The sequence below is a fragment of the Planctomycetota bacterium genome (assembly GCA_016125255.1).
GTDB lineage: Bacteria > Planctomycetota > Phycisphaerae > Phycisphaerales > Zrk34 > RI-421.
This window is the reverse complement of the sequence record WGMD01000011.1, coordinates 69,161-86,283: the sequence shown is the minus strand read 5'-3', so window position 1 is coordinate 86,283 and position 17,123 is coordinate 69,161. Positions and strand designations below refer to the sequence as shown.

Sequence of the window (17,123 nt, the reverse complement as noted above, 5' to 3'; positions counted from 1 at the left end):
CGGCCAGAATGATTTTCTGGCCGACCGGCTCGCGGCATGGCGGAGCGAAAAGCAGCACTACGAAGCGGAGCGACGGGCGGTGCAGCGCGATCGGCTCAAGCTCGATCAGACGCGCGATACGCTCAGCCGCACCGTCGACGCCGAGTCACGCAAGATCGAATCGCTCAATGACGCACTGGCTAACGCCCCCGCCGCGACGCCGACCGATCGCCTCGCGCCGCAACAGGTCAACACCAACGCAACGAATCCCTACGGGTACGGACCCTACGGCCAGTCGTACTACGGCTCCTACACCGGCTCAACCTTCAGCACCGGCTACTACACGCCCTACCCCTATGGTTACTACGGCTACGGCTACCCGTATGGTTACGGCGCGTCCTACGGCTACCCCGTCTACCTGTCGCCCTATGGTTACCGCTATCACCATCATTACGACCACGATGGCGATCACTCGGGCTTCAACTTCAGCTATCAGAGCGGTTCGCTGGGCATCCGCATCGGTTCGGGCTACCAGTCGGTCGCGCCGGACGTAGTGCGCGTGCCGCATGTGAGCCCGGCCCCGGCGCCGCAGACAAACCCCCCGCCGCAAACCGCCCCGCGATCAAGCAATGATCTGCGCCCCCCGCCGGTCAATCATCAGCCCGTGCATCCCGCGTACCGCCTCAATTTGCGCCAACGGTGAGCAGCCGCGTCATAACGTGTCGCGCGCCGATCCTGAATTCAATTCACCACCAAGGCACCAAGAACACCAAGGGCTATCCCTTCATCAATGCACAAGCACGAAGGTCTTCCTTGGTGACCTTCGTGCCTTGGTGGTTGATTGATCAAATGGGTCGGTCGCTCAACCCTGCGCGCTGAATCGCGCGGGGGCGGCGGCGGGTTGGCCGTAGGCGGGGCGTTCGGGGCCGATGCTGGCGATGGGGCCGGGATGGTGTTCGTCATCGGCGGCGGCGGGCGCGGGGGGCGATTGGCCTTCGTCCTCGGCGAGGCGTTTCATGAGCATGACCCATGTCTCGCGCTCGTATTCGAGGAGCTTGATCGTCTCGTCGACGGCGGCGATGTCGCGGCCGATGTTGGCGTCGACGAGGCGGCGGTAGATGTAGTGATACAGCGCGGTGAGTTTGTCGCAGAGGGCCGGATCATGCTCGTGCTTCAAGCTGTTGGACAGTTCGAGCACGATGTTCTGGGCGCGGGTCAGGGCGTTGTACATCGCTTCGAATTTCTGCTGCCCGAGGGCGTGGCGGCCCTGACGGCAGAACTTGATGGCGCCGTCGAAAAGCATGAGCCGAAGCTCGACGGGGCTGGCGGTGAGCACCTTGGTCTTGAGGTAGGCGTCAGGCGAAGCGTAGGCGGACTGGGCGAAAGCCATGCGATCAAACTCCGGCAAATTCGGCGATCTTGACGTTGCTGTTGATGGCTTATCGGCTTGTTCGGCGGGCGTGCGTGAGGCCCGGTTGCAGATTCAACCTATCGGACTTGAAGCGGTCGCGTCATGCACGAGCGGCGACCGGCCGGGCCACCAGAGCGTGATGTCCCATCGATAAAGCCCCAGCCAGGCCCATCGTGTCAGTCGAACGCGCACAATTTGCGCCTCGCGATCCGCCAGCGCGCTCGCGTCGTAGTCGTGCCACGACAAACCCACGCGGCTCATCAGCAGATGCGACCGCCCCGTCGGGTCGTCGGCGTAAACCCATTCAAATCGCAGCAGCCCCGCCGCGATCAATCCGATCGCCAGCCAGGTCCATCGCCCGCGCCGCATCGCCTTGCTCATGACGCCAGTTTACCCCATGCCGATCCTCAAGGCACCGCGCGTTTTGGGTCGATAACTCTCTAGTGAAAGACGCAGCGCGGCCCGGCGATCGAGATGGAGCCGACGCGCCAATGAAAAAGAAAGAGACATGGGCACGATTACCTCCAGCGTGGGACTCATCAGCGGCATCGACACCAAGTCGCTGATCGATCAGTTGATCGCCATCGAAGCCCGGCCGCGCGATCAGGTCAATAACCAGGTCACCGTCTTCAACTCCCAGAAGACCGCCTTCCTGGAGATCAACGCCCGCGTGCTCGCCCTCAACGGCACCGCCAACACGCTCGGCGGCATCAGTCTTTTCAAAACCAACAAAACGCTCAGCTCCAATGAGTCCGTCCTGTCCGCCTCCGCCTCCAACGCCGCCATCCCCGGCACCTACAGCTTCACCGTCGACAAGCTCGTCTCCACCAATCAGCTCATCACCAGCGGATTCGCCGACCCGGATACGACCCCGATCGGCGCCGGCACGCTCAGCTTCACCAGTGCGCAGGCGAAGCTGACGCGGGATGTGAAGCTGACTTCCCTCAACGGCGGGACCGGCGTGCAGCGCGGCAAAATCCGCATCACCGACCGCGCCGGCAACAGCGCCGACATCGACCTGACCAAGGCCGTGTCGCTTGATGATGTGCTCACCGCCATCAACAACAACACCACGATCGGCGTGACCGCGTCGCTCGACGGCGATCACCTCAAGCTCACCGACACGACCGGCTCGACGACGACGAACCTCGCCGTCGCCAACCTCGGCTCGTCCACCACCGCGACCGATCTGGGACTCGCCGCAAACTCCGGCGGGACGAACACGATCAGCGGTTCGCAGATCAACAAGATCGTCAGCACCACGAACCTCAACGCCCTCAACGACGGCAACGGCATCCGCGTGCTCAACAGCACGCTGAGCGACTTTCATGTCGATCTCGGCGGGACGGGCTTCGATGTGACGCTCAAGGGATCGACCACCGTTCAGGACGTCGTCGACAAGATCAACAATGCGACGGGCAACCCCGGCGTCACCGCGTCGATCGGGGCCGACGGCGTGAGTCTCCAGCTTGCGGGCACGGGCACGATCACCGTCACCGCGCTCAACAGCTCCAACGCCGCCAAGGATCTGGGCATCCTCGGCTCCGCGTCCAATACGCTCGCCGGCTCCCGCCTGCTCGCGGGCCTGGGATCGACCCTGCTCTCAACCCTGCACGGCGGGGCCGGCCTCGACACCTCCGGCGGCTCCACACTCTCGATCACCAATCGCACCGGCGCACAGACCGACATCGAGCTCTCGACCGCCAGGTCCGTCTCCGATGTGATCAGTCTCATCAATAGCGCCTCCGCCGGCGTCACCGCTTCGCTCAACAACACCGGCAACGGGCTGACCCTCACCGATACGACCGGCTCGACCGCGTCGAACCTGATCATCACCGACCCCGGCAACCTCGCGTCCGACCTGGGCATCAGCACCGGCGCCGCCGGCGTCGCCGCGTCGAGCGTCAAGGGCACCGGCCTCGATCATCAATACATCAACGGCAACACGCGACTCGACTCCCTCAATCAGGGCAAGGGCGTCACCGCCGGCAAATTCAAGATCACCAACTCCAACGGCGTCAGCGCCACCGTCGATCTGACCCAGGGCGATGAAACCACCCTCCAGAAAGTCATCGACGAAATCAACACGCGCTCCATCGGCGTCACCGCCTCGATCAATGCGACCGGCGACGGCCTCCTGCTGACCGACTCGGCCGGGGGAGCGCTAAAGCTCAAAGTCGAAGAGTCCGGCTCCACCACCGCGCGCGACCTGGGCATCCTCGGCTCCGATGACGACGCCGACGGAAAAATCGACGGCAGCTTCAAAGTCAAAATCACCGTCTCCGCCACCGACAAGCTCAACGACGTCGTCACCAAGATCAACGCCGCCGGAACACTCGTCTCCGCCTCGGTCATCAACGACGGCTCGTCCAGCAACGGTTACCGCCTTTCGTTCACCAGCCGCCGCTCCGGCGAGGCGGGGCAGATCGCCTTCGACGACGGCGGCCTCGGCATCACGTCGACGACCCTCGTCAAGGGTTCCGACGCCGTCGTGTTCTTCGGTTCCTCCGACCCCACCCAGGCCCTGCTCGTCACCAGCTCCACCAACAAGCTCACCAACACCGTCGCCGGCGTGACCATCAATCTCAACGGCACAAGCGCCTCGCCCGTCGAACTCACCGTCGCGCGCGATGATGAAGCCGTCTCCACCGCCATCGGCTCCTTCGTCTCCAGCTTCAACAGCGTCATGGACACCCTCGACAAGTACGACACCTACAACGCCGACACCAATACGCGCGGCCTCCTCCTCGGCGACCCCACCGTCAGCCAGGTCCGCAACCGGCTCAACAATCTTGTCCTCGGCAAACTCGCCGTCAGCGGGCAGTACCAGTACCTCACCCAGATCGGCATCAACATCGGCGACGGCGGTCATCTGACGTTCGATCAGGAGAAATTCGACGCCGCCTTCGCAACCAACCCCGCCGCCGTGCAGGACCTCTTCACCGCCATCACCTCCAACACCGACACCAGCAGCTCCAACCTGCCCGCCGGCGTCACCGTCCCCAATACCGCCTCCGTCTCCAAAAGCATCGGCTTCGGCAAACTGCTCATCGACCTGACCCAGCAGCTCACCAATTCCGTCGATGGCCTTTTGACGCTCAAAACCAACAGCATTGACGCGCAGGTCACGCTCGCCAACAAACGCATCGACGACCTGACCACGCTGCTGACCAACAAGCGCACCATTCTCGAAAACAAGTTCGCCGCCATGGAATCCGCCCTCGCCTCGATCCAGTCGCAGCAGAACGCCCTCGCCTCGCTCAACAAGTCGTCATAACCCCGGCCCCGGTGTGATTCGCATATGATGCGCCTCATGAGGCGCCGCTTGCTCATCATCGTGATCCTTGTCGCCCTCGCGCCCGTCACGCGCGCGGGCGAACCCGTCTGGTTCGACGAGCTTCCCGCGACCGCCGACATCGCGCCGGCGTCCATCGAAGCGATGACGCGCGCGGCATGGGCGAAACTGGCCGGCGATCCGCCGGTGACGCTGGCGCCCAATGACGAGCCGCGCATCATCTTCCTGAGCGTCAGCGAAGGGACGCATCCGGCGGTGACGGTCAGCGGATCGGGGCAAGGCGACGCGGCGGCGCTCGATGCGGCGATGAAGAAGCTAGGGGAGTCGAAGCGGCAGGTGCGCTGGCTGCGGATCGATGTGGTGGACCGGGTCAAGCCGCGCGGTTCGTGGCGCGATGCGGTGGTGGAGGATTTCGATCATCAGCGCGACGGCCTGGCGTTCGGATCGAAGCCCGGCGGGCTGGCGCTGCTCAACATCGAACTGACCAGCCGGCCGATCATGGATGAGCGCATGGCGATCGTTCCCGCCGCCATGCTCGCCGCGCTCAAGCCGCGCCCCGACGCCCTCAAGCAGTTCAACAATCTCTGGATCGCCCGGCCGCTGCCGATTTATCGCTTCGATACGCGCGGCGGATTTTTCGATGGGCGCGCCTACGTGCCGCTCATCGACGGCACGCGGGCGGACCCGCCGCTCGATCCCGACGCGCTGCTGAACATTGCCGTCGCCGGCGGCGCGTACCTGACGCGCAGCGTCGATGACAAGGGCCGCTTCGTGTATCTCTACGACGCGGCGGCGGACCGGGTGCCGGAGGAGTACAACCTGATTCGTCACGCCGGGGCGGTGTACGCCATGGTCGAGCTGTATCAGGTGACGCACGACAAGGCGCTCATCGCGGCGGCGAAGCGCGCGATCGACTATCTCATCACCCAGACGCTTCACGAAAAGACCCCCGATGGGTTGGACCTGGCGTTTCTCGTCGAAGACCACCGCATCGCGCTGGGCACGAACGGGCTGACGCTGCTGTCGCTGGCCCAATACATGATCGCCACCGGCGACCGCACGCTGATGCCCGTCGCGCAAAGTCTGGCGAATTGGATCAAGCTCACACAAGCCCCCGACGGGCGATTCACCATCTATGAGCAGCGCTGGCCCGACCGCCTCGTCTTCGAGAGCCCCAGTCTGTATGCCGCCGGCGAAGCGATGCTCGGCCTGCTGCGCCTCCATCAGCTCACCCGCGACGATTCGCTCATCGATGCCGCCCTGCGCGGGGCCCGCTATCTGGCGCACCAGCAGGCCGATATCCCGCTGGACAAACTCGATCACGACCACTGGCTCATGTACGCCTTCAACGAACTGGCGATGTACCGGCGCGACAACGATGTCGAGCGATCCATGGGCCGCCTCGTCGAAGCGATCCTCACCACACAGCACGGGTCCGATGCCGATCCGCTCTGGGTCGGCGGCTGGTACGACCCGCCGCGCTCCACGCCCGCCGCCACGCGCGTCGAAGGACTGGGCGCGGCCTGGCGCATAGACACCCGGCTCGGCGACAAGACGAAGGCCGCGGCTCTGATCGCGCCGATGCTCTCGAGCGTCCGATACCAGATGCGCACATGGATGGGCCCGGAGAAGGCGATGTTCTTCGCCGACCCGCCGCGCGTGCTGGGCGCGTTTTCCGGCGCCATCGACAACTTCGAAATCCGCAACGACTTCGTGCAGCACAATGTCTCGTCCCTGCTGGCGCTGCGGGGGATTCTGATGACGGCAAAGTGATCTGATCCCACATAGGATGACGCATCATGAGCGACGCGACGGTCAATCCGCTGGATGTGTATCTCAAGAAGATGGTCGAGCTGGAGGCGTCGGATCTGTTTTTACGGGCGGACGATCCGCCGACGTTTCGGATCAACGGCGAATTGATCAGCGTGGAGATGCCGCCGCTGGCGGAGCCGGCGTTGCGGGCATGTCTGGAGCAATTGCTCACGCCGATCGCGCTGAAGCGGTTCGCCGATTCGCCGGACATTGACGTGGCTTGCACGGCGGGCGGGGCGGGGCGTTTCCGCGTCAACCTGTTCATGCAGCAGGGCCGCCTCGCACTCGTCGCCCGGCTGATTCCGACGGGGGGCGTGGCGTTCGAGCGGCTGAACCTGCCGGAGACGATCGTGAAGATGGCGGACCGGCGTCGCGGTCTGATTCTCGTCGTGGGTCCGACGGGCTGCGGCAAGTCGACGACGCTCGCCGCGCTCGTGCATCACATCAACGCCACCCGCCGCGAGCACATCGTCACCATCGAAGACCCCATCGAGTTCATCCACGAACCCATCAACTGCCTCATCCATCAGCGGCAGGTCGGCTACGACACCGAATCGTTCGCCACCGCGCTGCGGCACGTCGTGCGCCAGTCGCCCGATGTCATCCTCATCGGTGAAATGCGCGACCGCGACACGATGGAGACGGCGCTGAACGCGGCGCTGACGGGGCATCTGGTGCTCTCGACGCTGCATACGACGAGCGTGGTGCAGTCGATTGATCGCATCCTGAATTACTTTCCGCCGGAGGCGCGCGGTCAGGCGACGGCCGACCTGGCGACGACGCTCATCGGCATGGTGTCGATGCGCCTGCTGCCGCGCAAGGACGGCAAGGGGCGGCTGCCGGCGACGGAAGTGCTGCTCGGCACGCCGACTGTGCGGCGGATGCTCACCGAGAGCCGCTTCACCGAGTTGTACGACTTGATGAAGCGCGGGCGCGACACGGGCATGCTCACGCTCAATCAATCGCTGGTCCAACTCTGCAAGGCCGACCTGATTGACTCCGCCGACGCGCTGGCCCATTCGCCCAATCCCGATGAGTTCCGATTGAACATGGAGGGGATGTACACGGGGGTTGATTCGATCGAGTTTCGTGCGGGGGGTTGAAGGAGGGATCGGGGATCAGGGGTTGGGGATCGGGGACAGGCAAAATGCCGACTCCCGATCCCTGACCCCTGATCCCCGCTTTCGGTTACGATCCGTCTTCATGAGTGATGAACGTCCTTACGTTTCTCCCGCTGACGATCCGCCGCAGCTAACGTTCAAGGCGCTGGGGCTGGGGGTTTTGCTTTCGATCATTCTCGGGGCGGCGAATGTGTACCTGGGGCTCAAGGCGGGGCTGACGGTGGCGGCGTCGATTCCCGCGGCGGTGATCTCGATGGGCGTGCTGCGATTGTTCAAGCGCTCAACCATTCTCGAAAACAACATCGTGCAGACGGCCGCGTCGGCGGGCGAGGCGCTGGCGGCGGGCGTGCTGTTCACGTTGCCGGCGCTGGTGATTCTGGGCGTGTGGGACCATTTCGATTACTGGCAGACGACGATCATCGCGGCGCTGGGCGGGCTCATCGGCGTGGGGTTCACGATTCCGCTCCGCCGGGCGCTGATCGTCAGCGCGAAGCTCAAGTTCCCCGAAGGCGTGGCCACGGCCGAGGTGCTCAAGATCGGCGACAAGGCGGGCGCGGACCTGTTGCCGCTCGTGTTCGGGGCGCTGGCCGGGGCGCTGTTCAAGATCGGCGAGACGGGGCTGCGCTTGTGGACTGATGCGGCGCACATCGCGGGACGCATCGGTTCGAGCGTCGGGTACATCGGCATGACCGTCGCGCCGGCGCTCGTCGGCGTCGGGTACATCGTCGGGCTCAACATCGCAGCGCTCGTCTTCATCGGCGGGGCGATCAACTGGTTCATCGCGATTCCGATCGTCGCGGCGATGCACGGCGACACAAACGACGCGGCGGCGGACGTCGCCTGGTCGATCTGGAGAACGCAGACGCGCTATATCGGGGTGGGCGCGATGGTGGTCGGCGGATTGTGGGCGCTGATTCGGCTCTGGCCCAGTCTGGTCGAAGGCATCGGTGCGGGACTGGCGTTGTATCGCAAGTCGCGCGACGCCGATGCGGCGACGCCGAATCGCACGGAGATGGATGCCCCCCTGCCGTGGATTTTCGGGGCGCTGGCGCTGTCGGTGATTCCGTTGTACTTCGTGTTCGAGCATGTGACGCATGACATGGGCATCGCGGCGATCATGGCCCTGATCATGCTCATCGCGGGATTTTTGTTCTCGGCGGTGGCGGCGTACATGGCGGGATTGGTGGGGTCGTCGAACAATCCGGTGTCGGGTGTGACGATCGCGACGCTGTTGACGGCGGCGCTGTTGCTGTTGGCGCTGGGCGTGTCGGAGGCGACGGGGCCGACGGCGGCGATCTTGATCGGCGCGGTGGTGTGCTGCGCGGCGGCGATCGGCGGGGACAACATGCAGGATTTGAAGACGGGGCATCTGGTCGGCGCGACACCGTGGAAACAGCAGATCGCGCAGTGCTCGGGCGTGTTGGCGGGCTCCTTCGTGATGGCGCCGGTGCTGACGCTGTTATTGAAAGCATACGGGATCGGGCCGATCGCGGTCGCGGGTCAGACGCCGTTGCCGGCCCCGCAGTCGACGCTGATGGCCTCGGTGGCGAAGGGCGTCTTCGCGCGCGATCTGCCATGGACGATGGTGCTCATCGGCGCGGGCGTGGCGATCGGCGTGATCGTGCTGGATGTGATGCTCGAAAAGAAGCGCGCGGCGTTTCGGGCGCCGGTGCTGGCGGTGGCGGTGGGGTTGTATCTGCCCTTGGATCTGGGCGTGGCGATGATGCTCGGCGGGGTGGTGGCGTATGCGGCGGATCGGTTTCATCTGCGCCGCTCTCAGCGCGAGGAAGCTCAGGGCGAGCTTCAGGCGACGATGGATGCGATGCGCGAAATAGGCGCGCGGAACGGGCTGCTGTTGGCGGCGGGATTGATCACGGGGGAGGCGCTCTTGGGCATCGGGCTGGCGATCCCGCTGGTGATTGACGAGGGGTCGAACCCGATGGCGATCGGGCCGGAGCATCCGCCGAGCTGGCCGGGCGTGGTGCTGCTTGTCGGTGTGGTCGTGATGCTGTATCGGGCGGCGACGCGCGGAAAGCGGAACACGGGCAACTGAAGTTCCCCGTGCCAACTCACTTCTTATCGAGCGGGGATTCCTTCTTGAGAAGCTCGGGGAACTTCTCGCGGACTTTCTCCACCTTGGGGATCGCCACGGCCCGGACGTAGCCCTGATACGGATTGTTGCAGACGAAGTTCTGGTGATAGATCTCCGCTTCGTAGAAACCCTTGAGCGGTTCGAGCGTGGTGACGATCGGCTTGTCGTACTTGCCGGAGGCGTTGAGGTGCTCGATCATCTTCGCGGCGGCCTCCTTTTCCTCGTCGTTGGCGTAGAAGATCGCGGAGCGGTACTGGGTGCCGTAGTCGGCGCCCTGATGATTGAGCGAGGTCGGGTCGTGCGTGGCGAAGTGGACTTCGAGGAGTTTTTCGTAGCTGATGCGTTTGGGGTCGTAGTAGATTTTGATCGACTCGGCGTGACCGGTCAGACCGGTGCAGACGGTTTTGTAGTTGGCGGTCTCGGCGGACCCGCCGGCGTACCCGCTGACGACTTCGTAGACGCCTTCGAGCTCCTCGAAGACCGCCTCGGTGCACCAGAAACATCCGCCGGCGAAGACGGCTTGAGCGGCGTCGGCAGGGACGTTGGGATGCTTGGGATTCATGGCGAGCTTCTCGACTTTCTTGTCATCCGAGGCGGGCTCGGAAGCGGGCGCGGTCGTGGGCGTGTGAGCCGATGCGACGGGTGCGGGCGCCGGGGCCGGCGGGGCCTCGGTGCCGGACTTGGGCGCGGGCGGATCGACCTCATGCGGCGGCTCGGCGGATTCGTTGCCCGGCGAGCAGGCGGACAGCAACGTGAACACGAACGACGCCAGCAGCAATTTGAGGGTGGTGTTCATGGTGTACTTTATGCGGCTGTGGATTGAGAGGCGCGGCATCGGCGAATGGTTACAAACGGCGAAGAAGAGCCCGCCGCAAGCGGCGTCGCCAAACAGGGGGGCGGTCAGACGATTTTGACGCGCGAAGGGGTTTTGCCGTGCTCGTCGAAGAGGATCAGCTCGTTGTCGGCTTCGGCGCTGAGCCAGCATTCGGGCAGGTAGTAGCGCTTCTGCGGCGGGACTTTCTTGCCGGTGTGGGTCGAGAGGAAGTATCGGCCGACGTTGTAGCCATTCAAAAAGATCTGGCCCTTGGACATGCCGTTGAGGTCCACCATCAATGGCTGCGTCGCATCGCTGACGGAAAACGTCGTGCGGAAGAACGCCGGGGCGTTGGGCGTCGTCCTGGGCAGGTCGATGTACGACTTGGCGGCGGGCATTTGCCAGCGGGCGTACCAGAAGTCGGCCTTCTCCGTGAGATTCTCGACGACTTCGTAGAGCTTGAGCACTTTGCTCACGTCGAACTTGGGCCATGACTCGTCGAAGTAGGCGAGCGTGATGCGGTTCTTGCCCTTGTGCAAAGCGTCACCGAGGAGTACGCGCACCGTCACGCCCGCCCCCATATCGATCGCGGCGGGCTTGTTATTAACGAGCACGATGCTGCGCGGCCGGTCGCCGGAGAACTCGAGCACGAGCGTCTTCTTCGATGACAGGGACACATCGAACGTATGCCGGGGGAACGGGCGACGATCCACCACGCTGCACCGCGGCACATAACCGGCGAACTCGAACGGATCGACGCGCGGCTCGGCGGTGACTTTGGGCTTGGGCAGCCGCACGGGCTTCACATCCAACAGATGCCCATACAACCCCTTGGGCCAGGCAATGCCCAGATCCTGCGAGAACCGGCCGAGGTTGTCGGCGAGGAAGACCAGATCGCTGTCGCCGCCGGGCGCACCGACGGCAAGCGGCCCCGATGTCGCGCCCGGGCCGACGCCGAGGATGTTCTTGAGCTTGCCTTCCATGTACAGGTGCAGGCGATCGCCGGACTGGGGCAGGAGCAACTGACACTTCTTGGCGCGCGAGCGATGGAGTCGGACGCGGTACCAGCCGTACCCGAAATCGGCGCCGCACGCTTCCAGACTCCTCGGGCCGTTGAGCGTGGCGAAGCGCGGCGCGGTGCCGTTGACATAGCTTTCGACGTCGGCGTACCGCCAATCGCCGAGTCGCGGCACGGTGCGCTTGGGCGTCGCGTCGCGCTTGTGGCGCGTGATCTTGCCGTCGAGGTCGACGGCGTAGTACGTCGCGAAGTCGGGATGCGGCAGCGGATGATCCGCGCCGTCGAGTCCGGCCGCGCCGACGTAAAGTCCGCCTTTGTGCAGATACGTCGCGTCGATCTGCTCTTCATTGAGGATGAGGATCGTCAGGGCGTCCTGCTGGAAGGCGAGAGGTTCGGCGGTGGCGGGCACGACGGCGGAGATCAGCGTGCCGTCGATGCTCACCAACGCCGGCGCGCCCGCCGGACCGAAGAGCACCAGCAGCCGGCGCTCGACGAATGCCCACGGGCGCAGACTCGTCAGATCGAGCGTCGCCACGCCTTCGAGGTTCGCATTGAGCACGATCCACGCCACGCCCGAGTCGCCGAGGTGCACCGGCACGGTTCGGCCGTCGGGCGTGGTCAATTCGACTTCGTTGAGCTTTGCGTCCGTCTCGCGCCAGACGAAGACGACCGACCCCTGCGAGCCGGTCTGCTGAATGACCGAAAGCGTCGTCGCCGCGACGGTGTGATGCTCGGCCCGGTGCAGGTGCGACATGAGCGGAGCGAAATGGCTCAGGAAGGTGCACAGGCGTTTGGTGCGGATGTATTTTTCGGTGCGGGTGCCGGTCTGGTCGATCGGGCTGTGCGCCGCCATGTCGGTGGTGACGAACTGGTCGTCGGAGCCGGTGAGTCGGCCGGCGGCGAAGGCGAAGTTGGTTCCCCCGGCGAAGGGTGCGAGATTGAACATCCCGCCGCTCGCGGACACGGCCGCCATCGCGCGGAGTAATTGATCCGGCGAATGCACCGCGTCGCCGGAGCTGTTCCATGTGTCGGTCACGCCGGTGATCAACCCCGACACGATGCACGGCGTGTCGTGCTCCAAGGCGCGGAGCTGGCGGCAGTTGATGAACAGGTTCGAGTCGCCGTGCCACGTGTCGATCGTGCCGGGGACCTGCTGCCAGAGATTGTTGCGATTGGTCAGCGGCACCGCGCAGCCGGACTCGCGCAGGAAGCGCGTGATGACTTCGATGTATCCCTCGGCCTGATCATCGTGATGGGCGAACCATTGATGCTCGTTCTGCACCAATACGATCGGACCGGGCTTGGACTCGGTGACCTGAAGCGACTTGACCTGCGACATCACCGCATCGAGATACCGGGCGACGACTTGAAGGAAAGCCGGGCACGCCTGCCGCAGCTTCACCTCGGGCATCTCCAAAAGCCACGCCGGCATGCCCCCCATGTCGTATCCGTCGCCGACATAGGGTCCGGGGCGGAGGATGCACCACATGCCCTCGGTGGCGATGAGCTTCACAAATGCCTTGAGGTCCGCGTCGCCTTCGAAATTGAACTTGCCCGGCTGCGGCTCATGCACGTTCCAGCACACGGCGGTTTCGATGCAGTTGAGCCCGGCCTGCCGGGCGGCACGGATGCGATCGCGCCACAGTTGATGCGGCGTCCGCGCGTAGTCGATCGTCCCGCTGACGAGCCAGACGCGTCGAGAGTCGATGATGATGCTGTGCCCGTCGTAGGTAATGCTTGCCATGCGTGCTTCCGAAGGGGCAACCGCGGCTTTACGAGGCATTTAAGATAGGTGGCCCCGCGGTCTTGTGCAAACGCCCCGCGGGCGCCCGCTCACAATCAGACCTACGCAGACAATCCGCTAGCGGTTCTGCCAGATGCGCTGAATGTCCGCCGCCGTCGCCGGAATCATCTTGTTGCCCCCGCCCAGATCCTTCTCGACAAGCTTGCGATTGGCGTCGTAAGTCGCCTTCCGCGGGGCGTCATTGGGCGAGAGCCGCGTCTCGATCACCACGCCGCTGAGCATCGGCGTCACCGTGTCGGTGCGGAAGCCGACCTTGCCCTCCAGCGCCGAGTAAAAGTAGAACGCATACGTGCCCGGCCGATCGATCGGAAGAAGCTGCGGCAGCAGATAGGACTCGACCTGCGACAGATACCCGATCTTCGGCCGGGCGTAGTCGCGCTTGCCCGCGCCCTGCGGCGCATCGGTGGTGACGGTGATGGCGTCGCCGGTGCGGATGCCCGACTCGGTCGAGTTCTGAAACCCCTGCTGCGGGCCGTTGCCGCGCACGACCTGCGGCTTGCGCGTCGTGATCGTCTTCCATGCCTCCATCGAATCGTCATCCGACAAAAACACCGTCCCGATGCTGTCAAAGTAGTATTGCTGCGCCGCGATGCGCGACTGCATCTCGACGCTCACGCCCTTCTTCCCGCCGACCGCTTCGTCCGTCTGCCGCACGCGCATGTACCCGATGTCCCGACCTTCCGCATCGACGATCCGGTAGTACTGCTCGGGCACGAGCGATGCGTGAAGCTTCTTGAGATCGACGCCCCGCCGCCAGTTCGCCCCCGCCTGCAAGGCCGCCTCGCGCTGCGCCGCGATCGCCTTCGGGTCCTCGATCTCCATCGAGTCGAGCACCGCTTCAAACGTCGGCTGCGACACCCCCGCGTTCTTGATCTCGCTGCGCATGTCCAGAATCGCGAACGTCTGCGGGTCCATCTGCATGATGGCCTGGCCCATGATGATCTGACGCCCATCCGCCAGCGGCGAGCTGTTGTAGATCACCACCGCCGGTAGACCCGCCACCTTGCGGTCCTTCACATCCAGAATCTTGTTGTTGCCCAGCGCCCCGCGAATCTCGATCTTCGCCTCGTCCGCCACCTGCTTGAGCGTCAACACGCTCCGCGAACGCTTGACCTGAAGCGACATGTTGAAAATCTTCTTGTCATCCTCCATCCGCATGATCGCCGTATCGACCGTCAGCGACTTGACCGTCGTGCCTTCGGGCACCAGAAACGACAGGCCGTACGACCGGTCGTACCAGCGGTGATCCGAAAGCGGGCGACCGGCCGCGGAATCCTCCGCACGAAGAGTCCCGCTCGTCGCGGCGATCATGCCGCAGGCGAACAGCATCCCGATCCAATTGAAGCGTCGCATCATGGTGCGGTCCTCCGTGCCCCCGGAACCTCCGGATGAGTCGGCGAATCCGGCGCGTCGGGCGCTGTGGGCGTCTCATGTGATTCATCGGCCGCACCGGCGGGGGCGGTTGACAATTCCAGCCCGCTGATCACCGCTCGCGCCTCGGCCTGAACCTGCGCCGCGGCCGTCGGCTCGGCGACCAGCTCCATGATCAGCGCCCGCGTGTCATCGAGCGGCACCGCCTCCAACACCTGATACACCACATTCGGCCGAACGTCGTTCAACATCATGCCCAGCACAGGCCGGCCCTCGACTTGCGATGCCGTGATGCTCAACCGCGCCGGCAATTCATGCCGCGCCTGCCAGTACATGAACGCCAGCAGCGCCCCGAAGCGCGAACGCGGATCATTCGGCTGCGCCGCCGCCTTGGCGATCAAGTCCGCCAGCGCCGGCGGCAATGCCGTGCTCTGACTGCTCACCTGCGCCAACCGCTCCACCGCCGCACGGGTATCCATCATCCGCAGCGCCACGTAAAAAAACTCCGGCCTCTGCGTCGGACTCACCAGGAGACTCACATCCGTCGTCCCCCGCCCCAACAACCGCCCCGCCGTCAAACCCGCCGGCAAAGTCAGGTGCGTGCGGTCGCCGATGTCGATCCCGTTGCCCATCAGCTCGAACCGACGGTCCAGCACCGAGCGCAGCATCTGCTCGACCATCACCGCATCGCCCGCATCGCTCATCGACGGACTGATGAGCGACAGGCCGAAGTAGCGCTTGCCGTCGAGTGTGAGCACCGCGATGTCCGCCGCGCCCATCTGCTGATCGTCGCCCATCACATACGCCCGTCCGCGCACACCGACCATCGGCCCGATCCGCAGCGGCGACGTGTCCAATAACTGCGCCAGCCCCCGAACCATCTGCTGCATGATCAAACCCAGCGCCGCGTTGGGCGACACCGCGCGACCGTACTGAAGCTCCGCCACCGACAGCACCCGACCGCGCTCGCCCGCTTCGAGCATCACGCGCACGCTCGCCGTCAGTCCCGGCCCGTCAAAGCTCTGGGCCTGACTTTCCCAACCGACCGGCCCGGCGAAGCGGAACGCCCCGATCTCCGACGCCGCCAGCCGATCCGGCCCCTTCGCGTCGCTCATCCACCACGCCACCGCCGTCGACGCGGCCAATAAAATCGCCATGACCGCCGCAATCAGCCGCCTTCGAGCGCTTTCTGTGAAATTTTCCGGGGAAAATGCCATGTTTCGATCATATCCGACCCACGCCGCGCGAGCCAGACGGGTTATCGGAGCAGTGTTCACTCATTGTAAACATTCATGCTAATTCAATCCGTGCATGGATTTGCGACGCTCGCCCTGTCCCCGGCCCCGCCTCACGTCCGAAAAATTGCAGGATTTTCTTGACAGACTTTGCGATTAGGGTATTCTATGTGCAATGCTGGAACGGGGGGGTTCCCGCCGGCAGGGTGAAAGACTGACCTTTGGGTAGAAAGCCCACATAGAACATTTGGAGAGGTTACAGTGTTTACTTCCAAGATGGTGAGAATTGCGGTGGTGTTGGCTGTGGCCATGATGTTTAATTCCGCTGCCAAGGCGGTGGTCATGGTCGGGTTCGATATTAACTTCAACAGCACGGTTCCGCTGTTCGTGTACAGCAACGGCGGCACGGCGACCAATCTGACCGACGACACGTTCGTCGGCTCCAGCTCGGTCGACTTCACCGTCGGCATCGACGGCGGCATGGTGCATACCTTCAGCGGCGCGATCTTCTCGCTGACCGGCACGCCGACCGCCATCACCGACGCCGACATCGTCAGCCAGCACACCATCACGATGGACGGCTCCCTGTCGATCATCGACTCGGCGACCATGAACACCGTCCTGACGATCGACTTCACCAATGCTGAACTCGTCCTGCAGGGCAAGAGCTCCGACAAGAGCCGCATCCTGCTCGGCCTGGGCTTCGGTGGCGCCAATGCCAACAACGGCCAGAACGTGGTCTACACGGCTGGTTCTGAACTGGCGGCCCTTCTGCCCGCCGGCATGACCCTCGGCGGCTTCCAGAGCTTCCACTTCACCACGACCGGCTTCAAGGAAAACATCCCCGCCGCTGACGCCGACACCTTCGTTCGCGTCAGCACGGCCGGCGGCGTCCAGGACGCCTTCCAGTTCGACAGCTCCTTCTCCGGTGAAGCTGAACTGGTCTCCGTCCCCGAGCCCGCGACCCTCGGCCTCATCGGCCTCGGCGTCCTGGTGATGGCCCGCAGCCGTCGCTCGAACGTCGCCTGATCGCGACCCTGATTCGCAACTCACTCAAAAGAGCGGCCAAACGGCCGCTCTTTTTTTTGCGCGCCCTTGTCCCGTACCGCCAGATCCCACCGCTCGCCGCCGCGAGCTTCGTGATGCCCCAATCCGCCCCCTCCGATCCGCC

The 17,123-nt window shown here is 64.4% G+C and carries 11 protein-coding genes and 1 pseudogene; 6 read left to right on the top strand and 6 right to left on the bottom strand.

What is annotated here, in order from left to right:
- Positions 1–328: 328 nt before the first annotated feature.
- A pseudogene (locus GC162_10730) lies at positions 329–421 on the top strand (sulfur globule protein CV1).
- A gap of 420 nt (positions 422–841) precedes the next feature.
- Here GC162_10730 and fliS read toward each other — a convergent pair.
- Complete coding sequence (gene fliS, locus GC162_10725; protein MBI1369114.1) at positions 842–1,369, bottom strand: flagellar export chaperone FliS; 528 nt, start codon at positions 1,367–1,369, stop codon at positions 842–844.
- 93 nt (positions 1,370–1,462) lie between these two features.
- Positions 1,463–1,771: a hypothetical protein gene (locus GC162_10720; GenBank protein MBI1369113.1), complete on the bottom strand. Its 309-nt coding sequence runs from the start codon at positions 1,769–1,771 to the stop codon at positions 1,463–1,465.
- 127 nt (positions 1,772–1,898) lie between these two features.
- On the opposite strand from GC162_10720, the gene fliD reads away from it, so the two are divergent.
- The 4 genes from fliD (at position 1,899) to GC162_10700 (ending at position 9,671) form a co-directional block, all read left to right on the top strand.
- Positions 1,899–4,667, top strand: coding sequence for a flagellar filament capping protein FliD (gene fliD, locus GC162_10715; GenBank protein MBI1369112.1), 2,769 nt, complete (start codon positions 1,899–1,901; stop codon positions 4,665–4,667).
- A gap of 36 nt (positions 4,668–4,703) precedes the next feature.
- Positions 4,704–6,458: a hypothetical protein gene (locus tag GC162_10710; GenBank protein ID MBI1369111.1), complete on the top strand. Its 1,755-nt coding sequence runs from the start codon at positions 4,704–4,706 to the stop codon at positions 6,456–6,458.
- Positions 6,459–6,484: 26 nt separating this feature from the next.
- Positions 6,485–7,600 carry a PilT/PilU family type 4a pilus ATPase gene (locus GC162_10705; protein ID MBI1369110.1) on the top strand — a complete coding sequence of 372 codons (1,116 nt, stop codon included), beginning with the start codon at positions 6,485–6,487 and terminating at the stop codon, positions 7,598–7,600.
- 100 nt (positions 7,601–7,700) lie between these two features.
- The gene (locus GC162_10700; GenBank protein MBI1369109.1) at positions 7,701–9,671 is read left to right on the top strand and encodes an oligopeptide transporter, OPT family; all 1,971 of its coding nucleotides are present in this window, start codon (positions 7,701–7,703) and stop codon (positions 9,669–9,671) included.
- Positions 9,672–9,687: 16 nt separating this feature from the next.
- Here GC162_10700 and msrA read toward each other — a convergent pair whose 3' ends face one another.
- The 4 genes from msrA to GC162_10680 all read right to left on the bottom strand — a co-directional run bounded on the left by msrA (position 9,688) and on the right by GC162_10680 (position 15,874).
- On the bottom strand, positions 9,688–10,272 hold the full coding sequence (gene msrA / locus GC162_10695; protein ID MBI1369108.1) for a peptide-methionine (S)-S-oxide reductase MsrA: 585 nt from the start codon (positions 10,270–10,272) through the stop codon (positions 9,688–9,690).
- Between the two features lie 338 nt (positions 10,273–10,610).
- Positions 10,611–13,325 (bottom strand): hypothetical protein, encoded by a 2,715-nt coding sequence (locus GC162_10690; protein ID MBI1369107.1) that lies wholly within the window; start codon positions 13,323–13,325, stop codon positions 10,611–10,613.
- A gap of 78 nt (positions 13,326–13,403) precedes the next feature.
- Positions 13,404–14,702 (bottom strand): hypothetical protein, encoded by a 1,299-nt coding sequence (locus GC162_10685; protein MBI1369106.1) that lies wholly within the window; start codon positions 14,700–14,702, stop codon positions 13,404–13,406.
- On the bottom strand, positions 14,699–15,874 hold the full coding sequence (locus tag GC162_10680) for a hypothetical protein (protein MBI1369105.1): 1,176 nt from the start codon (positions 15,872–15,874) through the stop codon (positions 14,699–14,701). The genes GC162_10685 and GC162_10680 overlap by 4 nt, the downstream gene beginning before the upstream one ends.
- A gap of 354 nt (positions 15,875–16,228) precedes the next feature.
- Here GC162_10680 and GC162_10675 point away from each other — a divergent pair, with 354 nt between their 5' ends.
- Positions 16,229–16,981, top strand: coding sequence for a PEP-CTERM sorting domain-containing protein (locus GC162_10675; GenBank protein ID MBI1369104.1), 753 nt, complete (start codon positions 16,229–16,231; stop codon positions 16,979–16,981).
- Positions 16,982–17,123: the final 142 nt, after the last annotated feature.

Excerpts from the sequence above, each read along its gene's own strand:
- fliS (MBI1369114.1), bottom strand. The coding sequence starts at position 1,369 with ATGGCTTTCGCCCAGTCCGCCTACGCTTCGCCTGACGCCTACCTCAAG.
- GC162_10720 (MBI1369113.1), bottom strand. The coding sequence starts at position 1,771 with ATGAGCAAGGCGATGCGGCGCGGGCGATGGACCTGGCTGGCGATCGGA.
- fliD (MBI1369112.1), top strand. The coding sequence starts at position 1,899 with ATGGGCACGATTACCTCCAGCGTGGGACTCATCAGCGGCATCGACACC.
- GC162_10710 (MBI1369111.1), top strand. The coding sequence starts at position 4,704 with ATGAGGCGCCGCTTGCTCATCATCGTGATCCTTGTCGCCCTCGCGCCC.
- GC162_10705 (MBI1369110.1), top strand. The coding sequence starts at position 6,485 with ATGAGCGACGCGACGGTCAATCCGCTGGATGTGTATCTCAAGAAGATG.
- GC162_10700 (MBI1369109.1), top strand. The coding sequence starts at position 7,701 with ATGAGTGATGAACGTCCTTACGTTTCTCCCGCTGACGATCCGCCGCAG.
- msrA (MBI1369108.1), bottom strand. The coding sequence starts at position 10,272 with ATGAATCCCAAGCATCCCAACGTCCCTGCCGACGCCGCTCAAGCCGTC.
- GC162_10690 (MBI1369107.1), bottom strand. The coding sequence starts at position 13,325 with ATGCCTCGTAAAGCCGCGGTTGCCCCTTCGGAAGCACGCATGGCAAGC.
- GC162_10685 (MBI1369106.1), bottom strand. The coding sequence starts at position 14,702 with ATGATGCGACGCTTCAATTGGATCGGGATGCTGTTCGCCTGCGGCATG.
- GC162_10680 (MBI1369105.1), bottom strand. The coding sequence starts at position 15,874 with ATGGCGATTTTATTGGCCGCGTCGACGGCGGTGGCGTGGTGGATGAGC.
- GC162_10675 (MBI1369104.1), top strand. The coding sequence starts at position 16,229 with ATGGTGAGAATTGCGGTGGTGTTGGCTGTGGCCATGATGTTTAATTCC.